Origin of the sequence: Pseudomonas sp. PB101, assembly GCF_009764265.1 — a bacterium.
GTDB lineage: Bacteria > Pseudomonadota > Gammaproteobacteria > Pseudomonadales > Pseudomonadaceae > Aquipseudomonas.
In genome coordinates this window covers 105906-124869 of record NZ_RWIR01000033.1, presented here as the reverse complement: position 1 = coordinate 124869, position 18964 = coordinate 105906, and the positions used below count along the sequence as shown (strand labels likewise).

At 64.4% G+C, this 18964-nt stretch carries 7 protein-coding genes; 6 read left to right on the top strand and 1 reads right to left on the bottom strand.

The features are described 5' to 3' along the window. The 4 genes from EI969_RS10740 (at nt 1) to EI969_RS10725 (ending at nt 17207) form a co-directional block, all read left to right on the top strand. The gene (locus EI969_RS10740; protein ID WP_160387748.1) at nt 1–1059 is read left to right on the top strand and encodes a TauD/TfdA family dioxygenase; all 1059 of its coding nucleotides are present in this window, start codon (nt 1–3) and stop codon (nt 1057–1059) included. An 11-nt stretch (nt 1060–1070) separates the two neighbouring features. Further along, complete coding sequence (locus EI969_RS10735; RefSeq protein WP_160387746.1) at nt 1071–4169, top strand: amino acid adenylation domain-containing protein; 3099 nt, start codon at nt 1071–1073, stop codon at nt 4167–4169. Next, nucleotides 4166–15970: a non-ribosomal peptide synthetase gene (locus EI969_RS10730; protein ID WP_160387744.1), complete on the top strand. Its 11805-nt coding sequence runs from the start codon at nt 4166–4168 to the stop codon at nt 15968–15970. Before EI969_RS10735 ends, EI969_RS10730 begins: the two co-directional genes overlap by 4 nt. 271 nt (nt 15971–16241) lie before the next feature. Further along, on the top strand, nt 16242–17207 hold the full coding sequence (locus EI969_RS10725; protein WP_160387742.1) for an alpha/beta hydrolase: 966 nt from the start codon (nt 16242–16244) through the stop codon (nt 17205–17207). A gap of 66 nt (nt 17208–17273) precedes the next feature. On the opposite strand, the gene EI969_RS10720 is transcribed toward EI969_RS10725, so the two are convergent. Then, nucleotides 17274–17621, bottom strand: a complete 348-nt coding sequence (locus tag EI969_RS10720; protein WP_160387740.1) for a DUF6124 family protein — start codon at nt 17619–17621, stop codon at nt 17274–17276. A 536-nt stretch (nt 17622–18157) separates the two neighbouring features. On the opposite strand from EI969_RS10720, the gene EI969_RS10715 reads away from it, so the two are divergent. Further along, entirely contained in the window at nt 18158–18358 is a 201-nt protein-coding gene (locus EI969_RS10715; protein WP_110663123.1) for an antitoxin, read from the top strand. Next, a complete protein-coding gene (locus EI969_RS10710; RefSeq protein ID WP_160387738.1) occupies nt 18336–18785 on the top strand; it encodes a GNAT family N-acetyltransferase in 450 nt (149 codons plus the stop codon). The genes EI969_RS10715 and EI969_RS10710 overlap by 23 nt, the downstream gene beginning before the upstream one ends. Nucleotides 18786–18964 lie beyond the last annotated feature (179 nt).

Genomic DNA, 18964 nt, shown 5'->3' with positions numbered 1-18964 from the left:
ATGACCGTTTCAACGACCAAGTCCATTCCCAAGATGGGTCGTGGTGCCCGCAAAAGCCTGTCCACCGATCCGACGCGGCTGGTGAGTTTTGCGCCGATGTTCGAAGGCCACAGCATGCCGCTGGTGTGCCGCCCGGCCGTGTCCGGCGTGAGCCTGGTGGAATGGGCCAGCCAGAACCGCGCGCTGATCGAAAGCAAGCTGCTGGAGCACGCGGTGATTCTGTTCCGTGGCTTCCAGGTGGCCGACATCGGCGAGTTCAACCGCTGTGTCGATGCGATTTCCGGCGGCGCGCTGGAGTACCTGTTCCGCGCCTCGCCACGCACCCAGATCACCGGTCAGTTCAAGATCTACAGCTCCACCGATTACCCGGCGCCGGAGAAAATCTTCCCGCACAACGAACACTCGTACTCGCCGGTGTTCCCGCGTCACCTGTATTTCTACTGCGACACCCCGTCGACCACCGGCGGCGAAACGCCGTTCGGCGACACCCGCCAGATCCTCGCGCGGATCGACCCGCAGGTGCGCGAAGAGTTTGCCCGCAAACGCATCATGTACGTGCGCAACTACGGCGACGGCATGGGCCTGCCATGGCAGACCGTGTTCCAGAGCGAGGACCGTGCCGAGGTCGAAGCCTACTGCGCGAAAATCGGCATCCAGGCCGAGTGGAAACCCGGCAACCGCCTGCGTACCCGGCAGAACGGCCCGGCCATCGTGCGTCATCCGCTGAGCGGCGAGCGCATCTGGTTCAACCACGGCACCTTCTTCAATGCGCTGACCCTGCCGGACAGCATCCGCGACAACCTGCTGCGTGAGTTCGGCCCGCAAGACCTGCCGCAGAACACCTTCTTCGGCGACGGCTCGCCGATTCCCGACGATGTGATTCGCCACCTGCAAGGCATCTACCGCGAGGTGATGGTCGAGTTCGCCTGGGAGAAGGGCGACGTGGTCCTGCTCGACAACATCCTCAGCGTGCACGCGCGCAACGAATTCACCGGCTACAGAAAAATCCTCACGGCCATGGCCATCGCGCAGAAAAGCGCCGACCTGGATCAGGAATAAGGACACCCGACATGAACACCACCGCCCTCGAACCTTCGGTAGACGTATTCCAGACTTCGGCCCAGCAGGCCTTTTATTTGCGGGTCCAGGAACTGGGCGCCCGGCCACTGTTCGCCGCGCTGACATTGCCGGTCGCCAGGCCGGTGGAGGCCCAGGCGTTGCGCACGGCGCTGGAGACACTGGGCCAGCGCCACGAAACCCTGCGCACGGTCTACCGCCGCTTGCCGGGCATGAAGTGGCCGGTGCAAAGCCTGTGCGATGCCTTGCCGGTCACGTTGCTGGGCATCCAGCCTTCGCTGGCCGAGGCCTTGAGCCGCAGCCGTGAAGTCATGGTTGAAGATTCGAGCAAGGCGCTGGTGGTGGCGCAGGTTGAAGACCAGGCAGGGCCGTCTTTCATCACCCTGCTGGCCCCGGCATGCAGCTTCGACGAGGCCTCGCTGCGGGTGCTCGCGGCCGAGCTTGCCAGTCTGTTGCGCGGTGAAGCCCTGGTCGAAGACGAGGATGCGCTGCAATACCTGGACTACAGCGCCTGGCAGGAAGAACTGCGCGAAGAAGACATCGGCCACCAGGGCGCCGCGTTCTGGCGCAACCTGCAACAGCAGTTCGCCGTGGCCCATCGCTTGCCGTTCGAAAAAGCCGTGGAAGTGTCCCTGGCTCGCCGTCAGGCCACGCTCACCGATGCCACCTGGTACGCCGGGGTGCAACGGCTGGCTGATGAGTCGAACGTCGAGGCGCAGCAAGTCGCGATGCTGCTGTGGAGCGCCTTCGTGGCGCGCATCGGCCAACAGGAAAAAGGCCTGATGGGCTGGCAGGTGGACGGTCGCAACGAGCAGACCGCCGCCACCCTCGGGCGTTTCGCCCGGCGTTTGCCGGTGGCCTTCGAGTACCGCGGCCAGCAGACTCTGGCGCAAGCCTTGGCAAGCTTTGCCGCCAGCGTCGAACAGTCGCTGTCGTGGCTTGATTGCCTAAACGAATTCGGACTGAGCGCCGAAGGTACCGCGCCGCTGCGTTACGGCTTCGTCCATCAGGCTGGCGAGGAGGCCGCTATCGAGGTCGACGATGGCAACCCCGAAGTCCTGCGCCTGCGGGTGCTGGGCAATCAGTTGCAGCTGTCGTGTCTGGACGGTGCGCTGCCCGAATCGATGCTGGCCGAGTGGCTGCAGCAGTTCGCCGAGTTCAGTCGCCAACTGTTGGCGTCGCCCGAACTGACCCTGGCTCAGGCTGATCTGCTCAGCGCCGCGCAACTGACCCGCCTGATCGAAGGCTTCAATCCGAACGCCACCGGGCAGGTTTTGCCGTGCCAGTTCCTGCACGAATTGTTCAGCGAACAGGCGCGCCTGCATCCGCAACGCATCGCCCTGAGTGTCAACGGCCAGCGCCTGACCTATGCCGAGCTGGATGCGCGCTCCAACCAGGTGGCCAATACCTTGCGCGCCCAAGCGGTGGCGGCGGATGAAATCGTTGCGGTCTACGGTCAACGTTCTCTGGAAATGGTCATTGCGTTGTTGGGCACGCTCAAGGCCGGCGCTGCGTACTTGCCGCTGGACCCGAACTACCCGATCGAGCGCCTGGCGTTCATGCTCGCCGACACCGGCGCGCGCCAGATACTCGCCTGCCAGCCGCTGCCGGACGCGTTGCACCGTGAGCGTGTGGTTTCCCTGATGCCGGGGGCCGAAGTCTGGTCCGCCGCGCCAACCGAACCTGCGCCTCAGGGCGACAGCGCCAACCTGGCCTACGTCATCTACACCTCCGGGTCCACCGGCAAACCCAAGGGCGTGATGATCAGTCATGCCAACGCCGTGGCCTCGACCCTGGCGCGTACGGCGTTTTATCGCCAGCCGCTGCGCGGGTTCCTGATGCTCTCGTCGTTCTCCTTCGACAGCTCGGTGGCCGGGGTTTTCTGGGCGCTGGGGCAGGGCGCGACCCTGTGCCTGCCGGACGAAGACAGCTACAAGGATCCGGCCAGACTGGCCGAGTTGATTCAGCGCGAAGAGATTTCCCACTACCTGACGCTGCCGTCGTACCACGCGCAGATTCTCGAGCATCTCGACCAACAGGCCCTGGCCTGCGTCATCGTGGCCGGCGAAGCCTGCAGCCATGCCCTGGTGCAGCGACATCGCGAAGCGCTGCCGGGGGTGACGCTGGTCAACGAATACGGCCCGACCGAAGGCACCGTGTGGTGCTCGGCCTGGGAACTGCCGCTTGACCAGGACGATTACAGCATCCCGATCGGCCAGCCGATTGCCGGCATGCGCATCCACGTACTCGGCCCGGACCTGCAACCGCTGGCCGTGGGCGTCGAAGGCGAGTTGTATGTCGGCGGTGCCGGCATTGCCCGGGGTTATCTGCAGCGTGGCCCGCTGACGGCCGAACGCTTTGTTCCCGACCTGTTCGCCAAGGCGCCGGGTCAGCGCCTGTACCGCACCGGCGACCTGGGGCGCTATCGCGCCGATGGCGTGCTCGAGTATCTGGGGCGGGTCGATCACCAGGTGAAAATCCGTGGTTTCCGCATCGAGCTGGGCGAAATCGAGTCGGCCATGCGCAACGCGCCGGGCATCGAGGACGCCGCGGTGATTGCCCGGGAAACCCCGACCGGCCCGCAACTGCTGGGCTTCGTGGTGTCCCCGGCCGACACCGCCGACATCCGCCTCAACGAATTGCGCAGCCACCTGGCCGAGGCGCTGCCCGAGCACATGCAGCCGGCGCGCTTGCAGGTGCTGGAGCGTTTCCCGCTGATGCCCAACGGCAAGCTCAATCGCCAGGCCTTGCTCGATCTCGATGTGCGCCGCAGTGCCTTCGTCGCGCCGCGCAACGACCTGGAAAAAACCCTGGCGGCGATCTGGGCCGAAGCGCTGCACGTAGAGCGTGTCGGCGTGCACGACAGCTTCTTCGAACTCGGCGGGCACTCGCTGCTGGCCACGCGCATTCGTGCACGGATCCAGGAAGAGTTGAACCTGGCGATCCCGCTCAAGCTGTTTTTCGACGGCGACACCCTGGAACGCCTGGCGGCGGAAATCGAGCAATTCCGCCAGCAAAGCGAGCACCAGGAAAACGATGTAGACGCCCTCGAAGCGTTGTTCGACGAAGTGGATGAGGAACACGCGCGATGAGTGCTGCACCGGACAGAATGATGACCCTGGCCCAGCGTTTCTGCGGCTTGAGCGCGGACGCCCGGCGCGCGCTGCAAGAAAAGATGCACGCCCAGGGGCTGACCCTTGAGTTGCTGCCGATACCGCCACGGGACCGTGCCGTCGACACGCTGCCGGCGTCCTACGCACAGCAGCGTTTGTGGTTCCTCTGGCAGATGCAGCCCCAGGCCACCGCCTACAACCTGACCGGTGCCTTCCGCCTGACCGGCGAGCTGAACCGCGACGCACTGGCGCAAACCCTGGCGGCACTGGTGCAGCGGCATGAGGTGTTGCGTACCACGTTCGTCTTCGACGAACAGCAAGTGCTGCAGCGCATCCACCCGCAAATGGACACCCCGCTGGTCGAGGCCACTGCCGCCGACGACATCGAGCAGCAACGCCAGATCGCCCTCAACGCCGAGCAGCCGTTCGACCTGCAGCACGGCCCGTTGATGCGTTGCCGCCTGATCCGCCTCGATGCCCGGCAACATGTGCTGGTGCTGACCTTCCATCACATCGTCACCGATGGCGGTTCGCTGCCGATCCTGCTGCAAGAGTTTACGCAGCTCTATGCACAGCTCAGTGCCGGGCAGGCCACGCAGCTACCGCCGTTGGGCATTCAATACGCCGACTTCGCCCGCTGGCAGCGCCTGTGGCTGGAGGCCGGCGAGGCCGAGCGTCAGCTTGATTACTGGCGCGGGCAGTTGGGCAACCAGCACCCGCCACTGAACCTGCCGACCGACCGTCGTCGCCCGGCGATCCCGAGCCAGCAGGGCGCCAGCGTCGAGCTGGAGATACCTGCCGCGTGGACCACTCAACTGCGCGAGCTGGCCCGCCGCGAAGGTTGCACCCTGTTCATGCTGCTGATGGCGGCCTTGCAGACGCTGTTGCACCGCTACAGCGGCGAGCAGGACATTCGCGTCGGCGTGCCGATTGCCAACCGTACCCGCCAGGACGTGGAAAACCTGCTGGGCTTTTTCGTCAACACCCAGGTGCTGCGCAGCCAGCCCCGGGCCGACCAGCCGTTTGTGCAATTGCTCGCCGAGATCAAGGCCGCGGCGCTCGGCGCACAGGCCCATCAGGACCTGCCGTTCGAGCAACTGGTCGATGGCCTGGGCGTCGAACGCAGCCTGAGCCACACGCCACTGTTCCAGGTGATGTTCAACCACCAGCGCGACAGCAACGGTGCGCAACGCTGGGACTTGCCGGGCCTGAGCGTCGAACCGCTGATCTGGGACGAGAAAACCACCAAGTTCGACCTGATGCTCGACACCGTCGAAAGCGACGAGGGCATCCATGCGTCGTTCGTGTATGCCACCGAATTGTTCGACGCCTCGACCATCGAGCGCCTCGGCCGGCACTGGCTGAACCTGTTGCAGGCGATCTGCGCCGACAGCAGGGTTGCCCTGGCGGATCTGAGCATGCTCGATGCCTCCGAGCAGCAGAGCACTTTGCGCGACTGGAACCGCCGCGCGGTATCGAACAACGATCAGGCGAACGCGTTGTGCGCCCACCAACTGATCGAAGCCCAGGCCGCCGCGCACCCGCACAACATCGCCGTGACCTGCGACGGCATCACGCTCACTTACGCCGAACTGAACAGCCGCGCCAACCGCGTTGCTCATCGTCTGCGCGAGCGCGGCGTGGGCCCGGACGTGCTGGTGGGCATCGCCCTGGAGCGTTCGCCGGAGATGATCGTCAGCCTGCTGGCGATCCTCAAGGCCGGTGGCGCCTACGTGCCGCTGGACCCGGACTACCCGCAGGATCGCCTGGCCTACATGCTCGCCGACAGCGGCACGCGCCTGTTGCTGACCGATTCGGCACTGATGCCGCGCCTGCCGTTGCACGAAGGCATTGAAGTGATCTGCCTCGATCACGCCAGCGACTGGCTCGATGAGGCCTGCGCCGATAACCTGCCGAACCTGACCGCGCCAGCGAACCTGGCCTACGTCATCTACACCTCTGGTTCCACCGGCAAACCCAAGGGTACGCTGCTGCCCCACAGCAACCTGACCCGACTGTTCAGCGCCACCGAACACTGGTTCGGTTTCAATGCGGATGATGTGTGGAGCCTGTTCCACTCCTATGCCTTCGACTTTTCCGTGTGGGAAATCTTTGGCGCGTTGTTCTACGGCGGCAAACTGGTGGTGGTGCCGCACGCGGTCAGCCGCTCCCCGGAAGACTTCGCCCGTTTGCTGCGTGACGAAGGTGTCACGGTACTCAACCAGACCCCCTCGGCTTTCCGCCAGTTGATGCCGTTCGCCTGCGCCAACGCGCAAGGCATGGCCCTGCGCTGCTTGGTGTTCGGCGGCGAGGCGCTGGACGTGGCCAGCTTGCGGCCGTGGTACGACGCCTTCGACGACGAGCAACCGCGGCTGATCAACATGTACGGCATCACCGAAACCACGGTGCACGTGACTTACCGCCCGCTGTCGCGCGCCGACCTCGATGGCGCCAACAGCTCGCCGCTGGGCGAACCGATCGCCGACCTGCGCTGGTACGTGCTCGACCCACGGCTGAACCCAGTGGCCAAGGGCTGCGTCGGTGAGCTGTACGTCGGCGGTGCCGGCCTGGCCCGTGGTTATCACCAGCGCGCCGACCTGACCGCCACGCGGTTTGTCCCGGACCTGTTCGCCGCCGAGCCGGGCGCACGCCTGTACCGCACCGGCGACCTGGCGCGTTACTGCGCCGATGGCAGCATCGAGTACGCCGGGCGCATCGACCATCAGGTGAAGATCCGCGGTTTCCGCATCGAGCTGGGAGAAATCCAGGATCGCCTGCAAAGCCATCCGGCCATCGAACAGGCACTGGTGCTGGCGCCGCAGGCCAACGGCAGCCAGCAACTGGTCGCATGGTTCACGGCCAGCGGCGACGACAAGGATTTGCGCCAGTCCCTGCGCGAACACTTGCAGGCCGGTTTGCCGGACTACATGGTGCCGGCGCACTTGATCAAGCTCGAGCACTGGCCGCTGACCAGCAACGGCAAGCTTGACCGCAACGCGCTGCCCAAGCCCGACGCGGCTCTGGCGCAGCAGGCTTATACGGCGCCCATCGATGAGCTGCAAAGCGAGTTGGCGGCGATCTGGCAAGACGTGCTCAAGCTCGAGCGCGTGGGCATCGACGACAACTTCTTCGAACTGGGCGGCGACTCGATCATCTCGATCCAGGTGGTCAGCCGCGCGCGCCAGGCCGGGATCCGCATCACCCCGCGTGACCTGTTCCAGCACCAGACCGTGCACAGCCTGGCGAAGGTTGCGGTGCGCAGCGCCGGTCTGGTCATCGATCAGGGGCCGGTGCGCGGTGAAGTGTTGCTGACACCGATCCAGCATTGGTTCTTCGAACAACAGATCGACGCTCGTCATCACTGGAACCAGTCGGTGCTGCTGGAACTGCGCGAGCCGCTCGACAGCGGCTGTCTGCAGCAAGCGCTGGCGGCCTTGCTGGAACACCACGATGCCCTGCGGTTGCGCTGGCATCAGGTCGACGGCGTGTGGCAGCAAGCGCAAGCCGGGCAATGGAGCAGCGCCGAGGTGCTGTGGCAGCGTCAGGCGGCAGACGCCGATGAACTGCTGACGCTGTGCAACGCCGCACAGGCCAGCCTGAATTTGCAGGACGGCCCGTTGCTGCGAGCCTTGCAGGTGGACATGGGCGCGGCAGGCCAGCGCCTGCTGCTGGTGGTGCATCACCTGGCGGTGGACGGCGTGTCCTGGCGTCTGCTGCTCGAAGACCTGCAAACCGCTTACGCTCAGGCACGTCAGGCCGAACCGCTGCGTTTGCCGGCCAAGACCAGCGCCTATCAAGCCTGGGCCGCTCGTTTGCAACGCCATGCGCAAAGCCGTGAGCTGGCGCAGCAAGCCGCTTACTGGCAAGCGCAATTCCACGACGTGGTGGTGCAGCTGCCTGCCGATAACCCGCAAGGCAGCCTGGCCAGCCAGCATGCCGTGAGCGTGGAAACCGTGCTCGACAGCACCTTCACCCGCCAACTGCTGCAAGACGCCCCGGCGGCGTACCGCACCCAGGTCAACGACCTGTTGCTGACGGCGCTGGCGCGTGTGCTGGGCCAGTGGACCGGTCAGGCTTCGACGCTGGTCAAACTGGAAGGCCACGGCCGCGAAGACCTGTTCGATGACATCGACCTGACCCGCACCCTGGGCTGGTTCACCTCGATTTTCCCGGTCAAGCTCAATCCGGTCGGCGACCTGGCCGACAGCATCAAGGCGGTCAAGGAACAGCTGCGTGCAGTGCCTGACAAAGGCATCGGTTTCGGCATCCTGCGTTATCTGGCCAATGCCGGCCTTAAAGATCTGCCATCGCCACAAATCACCTTCAACTACATGGGCCAGTTCGACGCCAGCTTCGACGAGCAGGCGCCGTGGCGTCCGGCGAAGGAAAGTGGTGGTGCCGAGCAGGGCGCGTCTGCCGAACTGGACCGAGGTTTGAGCATCAACGGCCAGGTCTACGCCGGGCAATTGCGCCTGAGCTGGACCTTCAGCGGTGAAGTGTTCAAAGCGCAAACCGTGCAGCAGCTGGCCGATGCCTACGCCCTGGAACTGCAACGGCTGATCGAACACTGCCTCAGCGGTGCCGGCGGCCTGACCCCGAGCGACGTGCCGCTGGTGCACGTCGATCAGGCGCAACTGGATGCCTTGCCGCTCGCGGCCAGCCAGATCCAGGACATCCTGCCGCTGTCGCCGATGCAACAGGGCATGTTGTTCCACAGCCTGTTCGCCCCGGATGCCGGTGCCTACGTGCCGCAGATGCGCGTGGACGTGCAGGGGCTGGACGTCGAGGCGTTCGGCAATGCCTGGCAGCAGACGCTGGCGCGCCATGAAGTGCTGCGCGCGGCGTTCTTCAGCGAAAGCAACGGTTCGCGTCCGCTGCAAGTGATCCTGGCCGACGCCAGGCTGCCGATGAGCCTGCTCGACTCGCGCGACCGGCCTGATCTGCCGCAGGCGCTTGAGCGTCTGGCCGAGGACGACCGCCTGCGCGGGTTCGACCTGACGGCGGCGCCGTTGCTGCGCCTGACCCTGGTGCAGACCGCCGATGACAGCCATCACCTGATCTTCACCAACCACCACATCCTGCTGGACGGCTGGAGCACCTCGCAGTTGTTCGGCGAAGTGCTGCAACGCTACGCGGGCGTCACGCCGGCGCCCGGTGTTGGCCGCTATCGCGACTACATGAGCTGGCTGGGCACGCGCGACCGTGCCGCCTGCGAGGCGTTCTGGCTGGAGCAATTGCACTCGTTCGCCGAGCCGACCCGTCTGGCCGGTGCCTTGCCGGCGCCGGTTGCCGGGCAGGGCGGCGGTCATCGCACCTTGCACCTGAGCCTCGACCGCGCAGCCACCGAGCGCCTGAGCGGGTTTGCCCGTCAGGCCCGCGTCACGCCCAACACCCTGCTGCAAGCGGCGTGGCTGTTGCTGTTGCAACGCTACACCGGCCAGTCGACCGTGGCGTTCGGCGCCACCGTGTCGGGGCGTCCGAGCGAACTGCAAGGCATCGAGCAGCAGATCGGCCTGTTCATCAACACCTTGCCGGTGATCGCCACGCCGCACCCCGAACGCACGGTCAGCCAATGGATCGATGAAGTCCAGGCGCTCAATCTCAAGCTGCGCGAAGTCGAATACACACCGCTGGCGGATGTGCAGCGTTGGGCCGGTCACTCCGGCGAAGCGCTGTTCGACACCTTGCTGGTGTTCGAAAACTACCCGGTGGCGCAAGCGCTGGAGGAGGGCAATACCAGCGCGCTGAAGTTCTCCGGCATCCGTCACCACGACCAGACCAGTTTCCCCCTGGCCATCGCCGCCGAACTGGGCGAATGCCTGGACCTGCGCTTCAACTACGACACGGCGCTGTTCAGCGCCGAGGCCATCGCCGGATTGAGCGCACGTCTGCTGGCGCTGCTCGATGCCATGGTCGGCGCGCCGCAACAGCCATTGGGCCGCTTGAACCTGCTCGATGCCGCGCAAACCGCTCGGCAGGTCGAAGGCTTCAACCGCACCGTACAGACCTGGGCGGATGTGCGCCCGGTCTACCAGTGCTTCGAAGCCCAGGCACTGCAAACCCCGCAGGCGCCCGCCCTGGTGTTTGCCGGCCAGACCCTCAGCTATCGCCAGCTCGACCAACAGGCCAACCGCCTGGCGCACTACCTGCGCAGCCAGGGCGTGGGCGCCGAAGTGCTGGTGGGCATCGCCGCCGAGCGCTCGCTGGAACTGGTGATCGGCCTGCTGGCGATCATGAAGGCCGGTGGCGCCTACGTGCCGCTCGACCCGGACTACCCGCGTGAACGCCTGGAACACATGTTCGACGACAGCGGTGTGCACCTGCTGCTGACCCAGCGTCATCTGCTTGGGCAACTGCCGATTCCGCCCGTCACCACGGCGATCTGCCTTGACGACATGGGCGCACTGCTGGACGGCCTGAGCGACGAAAACCTGCCCTGCGTGGTCGGGCCGCAATCGCTGGCCTACATGATCTACACCTCCGGCTCCACCGGCAAACCCAAGGGCGCAGCCAACCACCATGAGGCCTTGTACAACCGCCTGGCGTGGATGCAGGACGCCTATCCGCTGGACGGGCGCGACACCGTGTTGCAGAAAACCCCGTTCAGTTTCGACGTGTCGGTCTGGGAGTTCTTCTGGCCATTGATGACCGGCGCACGCCTGGCCGTGGCCGCACCGGGCGCCCATCGCGATCCGGCGCAACTGGTCAGCCTGATCGAGCAGTACCGGGTCAGCACCCTGCATTTCGTGCCGTCGATGTTGCAGGCGTTTGTCCAGGGCGAAGGCTTCGAGCGTTGCGCCAGCCTGCGGCAGATCATGTGCAGCGGCGAAGCCTTGTCGGCGGACTTGCAGCACAGTCTGTTCCGCGTGCTGCCGAACGTTGGCCTGTACAACCTGTACGGCCCGACCGAAGCGGCCATCGACGTGACCCACTGGACCTGCATCGACGACGGCGCCGTCAGCGTGCCGATCGGTTATCCGATTGCCAACCTGGTCACCTACATCCTCGACGACAGCCTGCAACCGCAGGTGCAGGGTTGCGTCGGTGAGCTGTACCTGGGCGGCATCGGCCTGGCTCGCGGTTATCACAATCGTCCGGAGCTGACCGCTGAGCGCTTCGTCGCCAGCCCGTTCGGTGAGCGGGGCGAGCGCCTGTACCGCACCGGCGACCTGGCGCGCTACCGCGAGGACGGCGTGATCGAATACGTCGGGCGCATCGACCATCAAGTGAAGATCCGCGGCCTGCGCATCGAGCTGGGGGAAATCGAAGCCTGCCTGCTGGAACATCCGTCGGTGCGCGAAGCGGTGGTGATCGCCCTCGATGTCGGCAAGTCCAAGCAACTGGTGGCCTACGTCATCGGTGATGCCGACCTTGAGCCACTCAAACAACACCTGCGCAACGCACTGCCCGAGCACATGCAGCCAAGCCATGTGCTGCTGCTCGATCAGTTGCCGGTCACGCCCAACGGCAAACTCGACCGCCGTGCGCTGCCACAACCGGACCAGCAGGTGCGCGAGTACGTGGCGCCGCGCAATGCCGTGGAGTCGACATTGCAAGCGGTGTGGCAGGCGTTGTTCGAAGTGCCGCAAGTGGGCATGCACGACAACTTCTTTGAACTGGGCGGCGATTCCATCGTCTCGATCCAGGCCGTCAGCCGTGCACGCAAGGCCGGCTTGAGCATTTCGCCCAAGCATGTGTTCAGCCATCCGACCCTGGCCGAACTGGCCACGGTGGCCCAACCGGTTGCGGCGCACGAAGCCGTGCCGACGGTGGCTGCAATGGCGGCGAAAATCGAACTGAGCGAAGCGCAGTATCAGGCGCTGGAATTGACGGCGGACGAAGTCGAGGACGTCTATCCGCTGTCGCCGATGCAGCAGGGCATGCTGTTCCACTCGGTGCAGGACGGCGATTCGGGGCTGTACGTCAACCAGATCGAAGTGGGCGTGCGCGGCGTTGATGGTCCGCGTTTCCGTGAAGCCTGGGCCGATGCCGCCCGGCGTCACGGGATTCTGCGCACGGCATTCCTCTGGGAAGGCGACAAGGAACCGCTGCAAGTGGTGCTGCGTAACGCGCCTTCGCTGCTGACCGAACTGGACTGGCGCGGGCTGGATGATCAGCCTGCACGCGTCCGCCAACTGGCTCTGGAGGAGCGCGAACGCGGCTTCTCGCTGAACCGCGCCCCTTTGTTGCGCCTGTTGCTGGTACGCCTGGAAGACGACCGCTATCGCCTGATCTGGACCTACCACCACATCCTCATGGACGGCTGGAGCGTGTCGCGCCTGATCGGCGAAGTGCTGCGCCATTACAGTGGCGACGAGCACGAGCCGGTGGCCGCCTATCGCGACTACATCGACTGGCTCGGCCAGCAAGTCGCCGAGGCCAGCGAGGTGTTCTGGAAAGGCAAGCTCGCCAGCCTCGAAGGCGCCACGCATCTGGCCCGCGCCTTGCCGGTCAAGGCGCCGCAGGCGGGTTACCACGCGATCTACACGCACCTGAGTACCGGGCACACCGCACGTTTGCAGGCCTTTGCCCAACAGCAGCAAGTGACCCTCAACACCCTGGTGCAAGCCGCGTGGCTGTTGCTGCTGCAACGCTACACCGGCCAGCGCACGGTGACGTTCGGTGCCACGGTGTCCGGGCGTCCGGAAACCCTCAACGGCTCGGAGAACATGCTCGGCCTGTTCATCAACACCTTGCCGGTGGTCAACAGCGTGCCGACCGAGGTCAGCGTCGGTGACTGGCTGCGGGACATCCAGGCCTACAACCTCGACATCCGTGACTTCCAGCAAACCCCGCTGAGCGACATCCAGCGTTGGGCCGGGCAGGGCGGGCAGGCGTTGTTCGACAGCATCATCGTCTTCGAAAACCAGCCGGTGGACCGCACCCTGCGCGAGTGGAACGGCGACTCGCTGCGCTTCGAGGACGTTTCCGACTTCGGCCTGACCAGCTTCGCCATGGACCTGATGGTCAGCCTCGACGAAGGGCTGCGCATCGAATACATGCACCAGCGCGACCAGTTCGATCTGGCGACCGTCGAGGTCCTGCGCAGCCACATGGAAAGCCTGATGCAGCGCCTGTGCGACGACGCCGGACGTGCCGTCGGTGAGTTGGGCTTGCTGACCCTGGACGAAGGCCGGGCGCTGGACGGCGAACTGCCGGTGGTGGCGGACGGCGACGAGACCCCGGTGCACGAGCTGATCCGTCAGCGAGCGCGCCTGCAACCTGATCACACGGCGCTGGTCCTGAGCTATGCCGAGCGTGACGCCGAACAATTGAGCTACGCCGAACTGGACCGGCGTTCCGATGCCCTGGCGGTGCATCTGCTGGAGCAGGGCGTGCAAGCCGAAGACGTGATCGGCGTGTTCATGGAGCGTTCGCTGGAGCTGGTGGTGTCGCTATTGGCGGTGATGAAGTGCGGTGCCGCCTACGTGCCGCTGGACCCGCAATACCCGCAGGAACGCCTGCGCTACATGATGGCCGACAGCGACATGCGCCTGCTGCTGACCCAGGAGCGTCTGCGCGATTCGGCGCAGCTCAATCCGGGCACGGCGATGGTCGCGGTGGACCGCTTGAACCTCGATGTCGAGGTGACGCTGCCTTCGTGTTCCGTGCATGCCGAGCAACTGGCGTACCTGATCTACACCTCGGGCTCCACCGGCAAACCGAAAAGCGTCGCCGTGGCCCACGGGCCGTTGAGCATGCACGTGCAAGCCATCGCCGAGCTGTACGAGATGGACCCGGACAATCGCGAACTGCACTTCATGTCGTTCGCCTTTGACGGTGCCCATGAACGCTGGATCACCGCGCTGATCAGCGGCTCGACCCTGGTGATCCGCGACAACAGCTTGTGGACCGCCGAACAGACCCTGGCGGTGCTGCACCGCCAGCGCATCAGCGTCGCGTGCTTCCCGCCGGCGTACCTGCTGCAATTGGCCGAACACGCCGAGTTGCAGGGGGGGGATCCGCCGCCGGTGCGCATCTACTGCTTCGGTGGCGATGCGGTGCCGGACGCCACCTTCGAAAGGGTCAAGCACACCCTCAAGCCGCAATACCTGGTCAACGGCTACGGCCCTACGGAAACAGTGGTCACGCCGCTGCTGTGGAAAATCGCCGCCGACGGCCATTGCCAGGCGATGTACGCGCCGATTGGCCAACGCGTCGGCACTCGCAGCCTGCACGTGCTGGACATGGACCTCAACCCGCTGCCGGTGGGCATGGTCGGAGAGCTGTACATCGGCGGACGGGGTGTCGCACGCGGCTACCATCGTCATCCGTGGCAGAGCGCCGAGCGTTTCGTCGCCGATCCGTTCAGCAGCGAAGGCGGGCGCCTGTATCGCACCGGTGACCTGGTGCGCCGTCGCGAGGATGGCGTGTTCGACTACGTCGGGCGCATCGACCATCAGGTCAAGGTGCGCGGCTTCCGCATCGAACTGGGCGAAATCGAAGCCCGCCTGCGCGAGCAGGCCGGGGTCAACGATGCACTGGTGGTGGTGCGCGACAACGGCCAGGGGCCGCAACTGGTGGGTTATGTGGTGGCGGCGCAAGACGATGGCCTCGGTCCGCGTTGCCAGGTGGCATTGCGCGAGAGCCTGCCCGACTACATGGTGCCGACGCAGGTCGTGGTGTTGCCGCGCTTCCCGTTGACCCCCAACGGCAAGCTCGACCGCAAGGCCTTGCCGGATCCGGCCTTCACCGGCCGCGACTACGTGGCACCGCGCACGCCGCTGGAATGGGCGCTGGCGGATATCTGGCAACAGGTGTTGGGCATCGAGAAGGTCGGCATCACCGACAACTTCTTCGAGTTGGGCGGTGATTCGTTGCGCACCCTCAAGGTGATCTCGAAAGTCCGTGCCCTGAACGAGCCGGGCTTCCAGCTCAAGCTGCGCGACATGATGGCCAAGCCAACGATCGCCGGGTTGTCCGGTGTCGATGAGCAACCCGTGCGCCAGAGTCCGCAACCGCTGTTGTTGCTCAATCAGGTGGTAGGCGATCAGCCACCGCTGTTCTGCCTGCACGCCGGTTTCGGCACGGTGTTCGACTATGAACCGCTGGCCCGGCGCCTGGATGGCGAGCGCACGGTGTACGGCGTGCAATGCCGGATGCTGCTCGACCGCCAGTGGCACGACACCTCGCTGGCGCAGATGGCCGCCGACTACGTCGAGGCGATCCGCGCCCGGCAGCCCCAGGGACCGTACCACGTGCTGGGCTGGTCGTTGGGCGGAGCGTTGGCGTTGCTGGTCAGTGACTTGTTCGAACAGCAGGGCCAGCGTGTGGCGTTCGTCGGTCTGGTGGACAGCTTCGTGCCGACCCAGGCCAATGCTGTCGCCAGCGCGGATGAGTGGCATGTGGATCTGGCCGAGTTCCTCGGTGCCGCGTTGGGCATGGATGGCGAGGTGATTGCCCGGGCGTTGAGCAGCGAGTCGGCGGGGGACTTGGACGCCGTCGCGCGGATCATTCGCGCGGTGATCGACAGCCAAAGCGATCAGGCCAGCGGCTATGCGCTGCTCGGTGCCGATGAGCTGGCTCACACGTTCATGGTCAGCACGCGCTTGAAGGCGCTGTCGCGGCAGGTCGAAACCTTGCCGATCCCACAAGCCGGGCTGCATTGCTGGTGGGCCGATGGCAACCCGACGGCCGAACGCGCGACCCTGGAGTGCCAGCAGCCACGGTTGCGCAAGGTGCAGGTGGTGACGGCGGGGCACTTCGATATTTTGCAGCGGGATGAGTGTCTGGATGCCGTGGTGGTGGCGCTTGCGCGGGAGGTGGTGGCAGAGTTCTAAGCCGATAAATTGGTGAACTGGCTTCTCTGTGGCGAGGGGGCTTGCCCCCGTTCGGCTGCGAAGCAGTCGTAAACCCGAACATCGCGGTACGCCTGAATAACCGCGATGGCTGGCTTTGGGGCCGCTTCGCGACCCAACGGGGGCAAGCCCCCTCGCCACAGGTTTCATGTTCGGTCAGGGAGATTCTTCATTGATCAGGATGACGTCCTAATGAACAGCCCTCCCGGTTCGTTTATTGGGCGAGCTTTTTATTTTTTGGAGACTACCGCCCATGGCACTGCACCCGGACATCGAAGGTTTTCTGGAGCTGGCCGAGTTCGGCCGCCTCAGCGGCAAAAGCCAACCCATGCATGAGCTGAGCCCTCGGGACGCGCGACAACAATTCGAACAGACTTCACAGTTGCTCGATGCCGCCCCTTCGGGCGCGTTGACGGTGACGGCGGTCAGCATTCCTGCGCGGGACGGGCATTCGCTCAACGCGCGGCTGTACACCAAAGCGCAACCGGACAGCGAGCCGCGCCCGGTGTTGTTGTATTTCCATGGCGGCGGTTACGTGGTCGGCAGCCTCGACTCCCACGACACCCTGTGCCAGCGCCTGGCGCTGGCAGGGGAGTTTGCCGTGTTGTCGGCGGACTATCGCCTGGCGCCGGAACATCGTTTTCCGACCGCTTACAACGATGCCGAAGACGTGACGCGCTGGCTGGCAACTACCGGTGCCCAGGCATTGGGGCTGGACGCGAAGCGTATTGCGCTGGCCGGGGACAGCGTCGGCGGCAGCCTGGTGGCATCGTTGTGCATCGCCATTGCCCAGGATCCGTTGGGATGGCCGCTTGTGCCGCGCCTGCAAGTGTTGCTGTACCCGGTGATCGACGCGGTAAAAAAACGTCCGTCACTTGCGCGCTTCGCCGAAGGTTATCTGCTCGAAGCCACCACGCTGGAGTGGTTTTACCAGCAATACCAACGCAGTGAAGCGGATCGTGCCGACTGGCGTTTTTCACCCCTGTACGCCGAGGGCCTGCAACGGCTGACGCCGACGGTGCTGTGGCTGGCCGAGTACGATCCGTTGCTCGATGAAGGTCTGGCCTGGGCCGAGAAACTGCGTGCCGCGGGGCAACCCTTGGTGCTGGAGGTCAAGGCCGGCATGACCCACGACTTTGCGCGCATGGGCGAGATGGTCCAGGAAGTGCCGGGGATGCTGGTGCAACTGGCGGCGCAGATCGGCGAGAGTCTGGCCTGACTGCCCCCCCCTGTGGGAGCGAGCAAGCTCGCTCCCACAGGTTTTCCAGTGATCTGGAAATTGTGGTCAGGGCGGATCAAGCCGATCCAGCGCCCGATTCACCGCCAGTTCCCCCAGCATAATCACCTGCGCAATCCCCAACAGTGCATTGCGACTCGTCCCCTGCAGATGATCCACCAGATCGTTGGCCATGACACTGGCCGACGCCAGCGATTCGCAGGCGTGCACCAGCAGGGTTTCGGTACTGAGTTCGGGATTGACGATGAACATGGAGCAGGGTGTGCGCGGGGTGGCCATGATGTTGGGGCCGGGATCGAGGGCGCGTTCGGCGGCTTCGTGGAATTGTTTTGAGTCGGGGCTTTCGTACGGCGAGGCCGGGTCGGAGTCCGGCGGATTTGGAGTTACCTTGAACATAAAAATCTTCCTCTAGTAGGGAGCCCACAACCATCTCGCTACTAAACGAAAGGGTGGCGGCTGTGCGCAAGTTAGTAGACCGGTGAGGAAGCGAACCGGCGCGCCCGAGGGCGCCATGCACACAGCCACCATCAAGTGCAGACGAATGTCCGACTGGATGAAACTTGTGCAACCGTTCAACCTCATCGGGCTACTAAACCCGATCACTGACAATCAGTGACGGACTCAAGTTACCGACACCCCCAAAGGCGCACAAGCCGGCGGATTCTGGCGTACCTGTAGGCAACGACGCAAGGCGTTATGGCTTTCACGAAGTAACCTGTAGGCCGCTTAAACAAGCACTATCGAGTGGTCTTTAACCTGCTGTTTTACCTTGTCAAAGAGCGTTGAACTCCTCGGAGTCGGCAGGAAGAGTCCTACGAAAGTTTGCGGTTGGCCCTCGGACGTACAGCCCTTACGATCTGACGCGACGCAATGGTCGGTTAATCCAATGACATTCATCATTGCCAATGACGACAGCGGCTCTGGAGGCCAAAATGAACGCCGAACTTTCCCCCATCGTTTCCGGGCTGGAGACCGAAGAGCAAGTCGCCAGCCATGACCGTTGGTTCCGCGCCAAGGTGCAAGCTTCGATTGACGACCCGCGCCCGAATGTCCCGCATAATCGGATGATGGAAGATATGCGAGCCCTCATCGAGTCAAAGAGCAATATCAATGGACGAATGGGTGATATGTAAAATCTCCGGGCTCGCACCGCAAATCCGCGAGCTGGAAGAGCAGGCCGTTGCAGAAGGCTTCAGGTTCCTCACCCGGTTGATTGCGGAATGGGAAAGCGGCGCCAATCGATTCGATCAGCAAGGTGAGTGCCTTTTGGGGGTGTTTCGCAACGGACGGCTGATAGCCGTTGGAGGTCTTTCATCCGATCCATTTTCCGAACCGGGCGTAGGAAGATTACGGCGGGTGTACGTCGCCCCTGCATCAAGGGGTCGGAATGTGGGCAAAGCGCTGGTGCAGCAGCTACTGGAACTGGCGTCTGGGCATTTTCGCGTTGTGCGACTGTCCACGGACACGCCCGAGGGCGCTGCCTTTTATCTTCGCTGCGGGTTCCAGCCGATACACGCTGAACATGCGACGCATATGAAGTCATTGGTTGAGATCACATAGCCAATACGAAGTCACCGATCAAGTGCCTTGCCAGAGGCAAAGCACTGCGAAGTACGAAAAAACTGCCCGTTAATTGGCGGCATCAAAAAAGGTTTTCACGCAATTCCGGGAAACACCGATAACGCAATGCCTGTAGGAGCCGGCTTGCCGGCGATGGACTCAAGTGCACCGCGTTTATC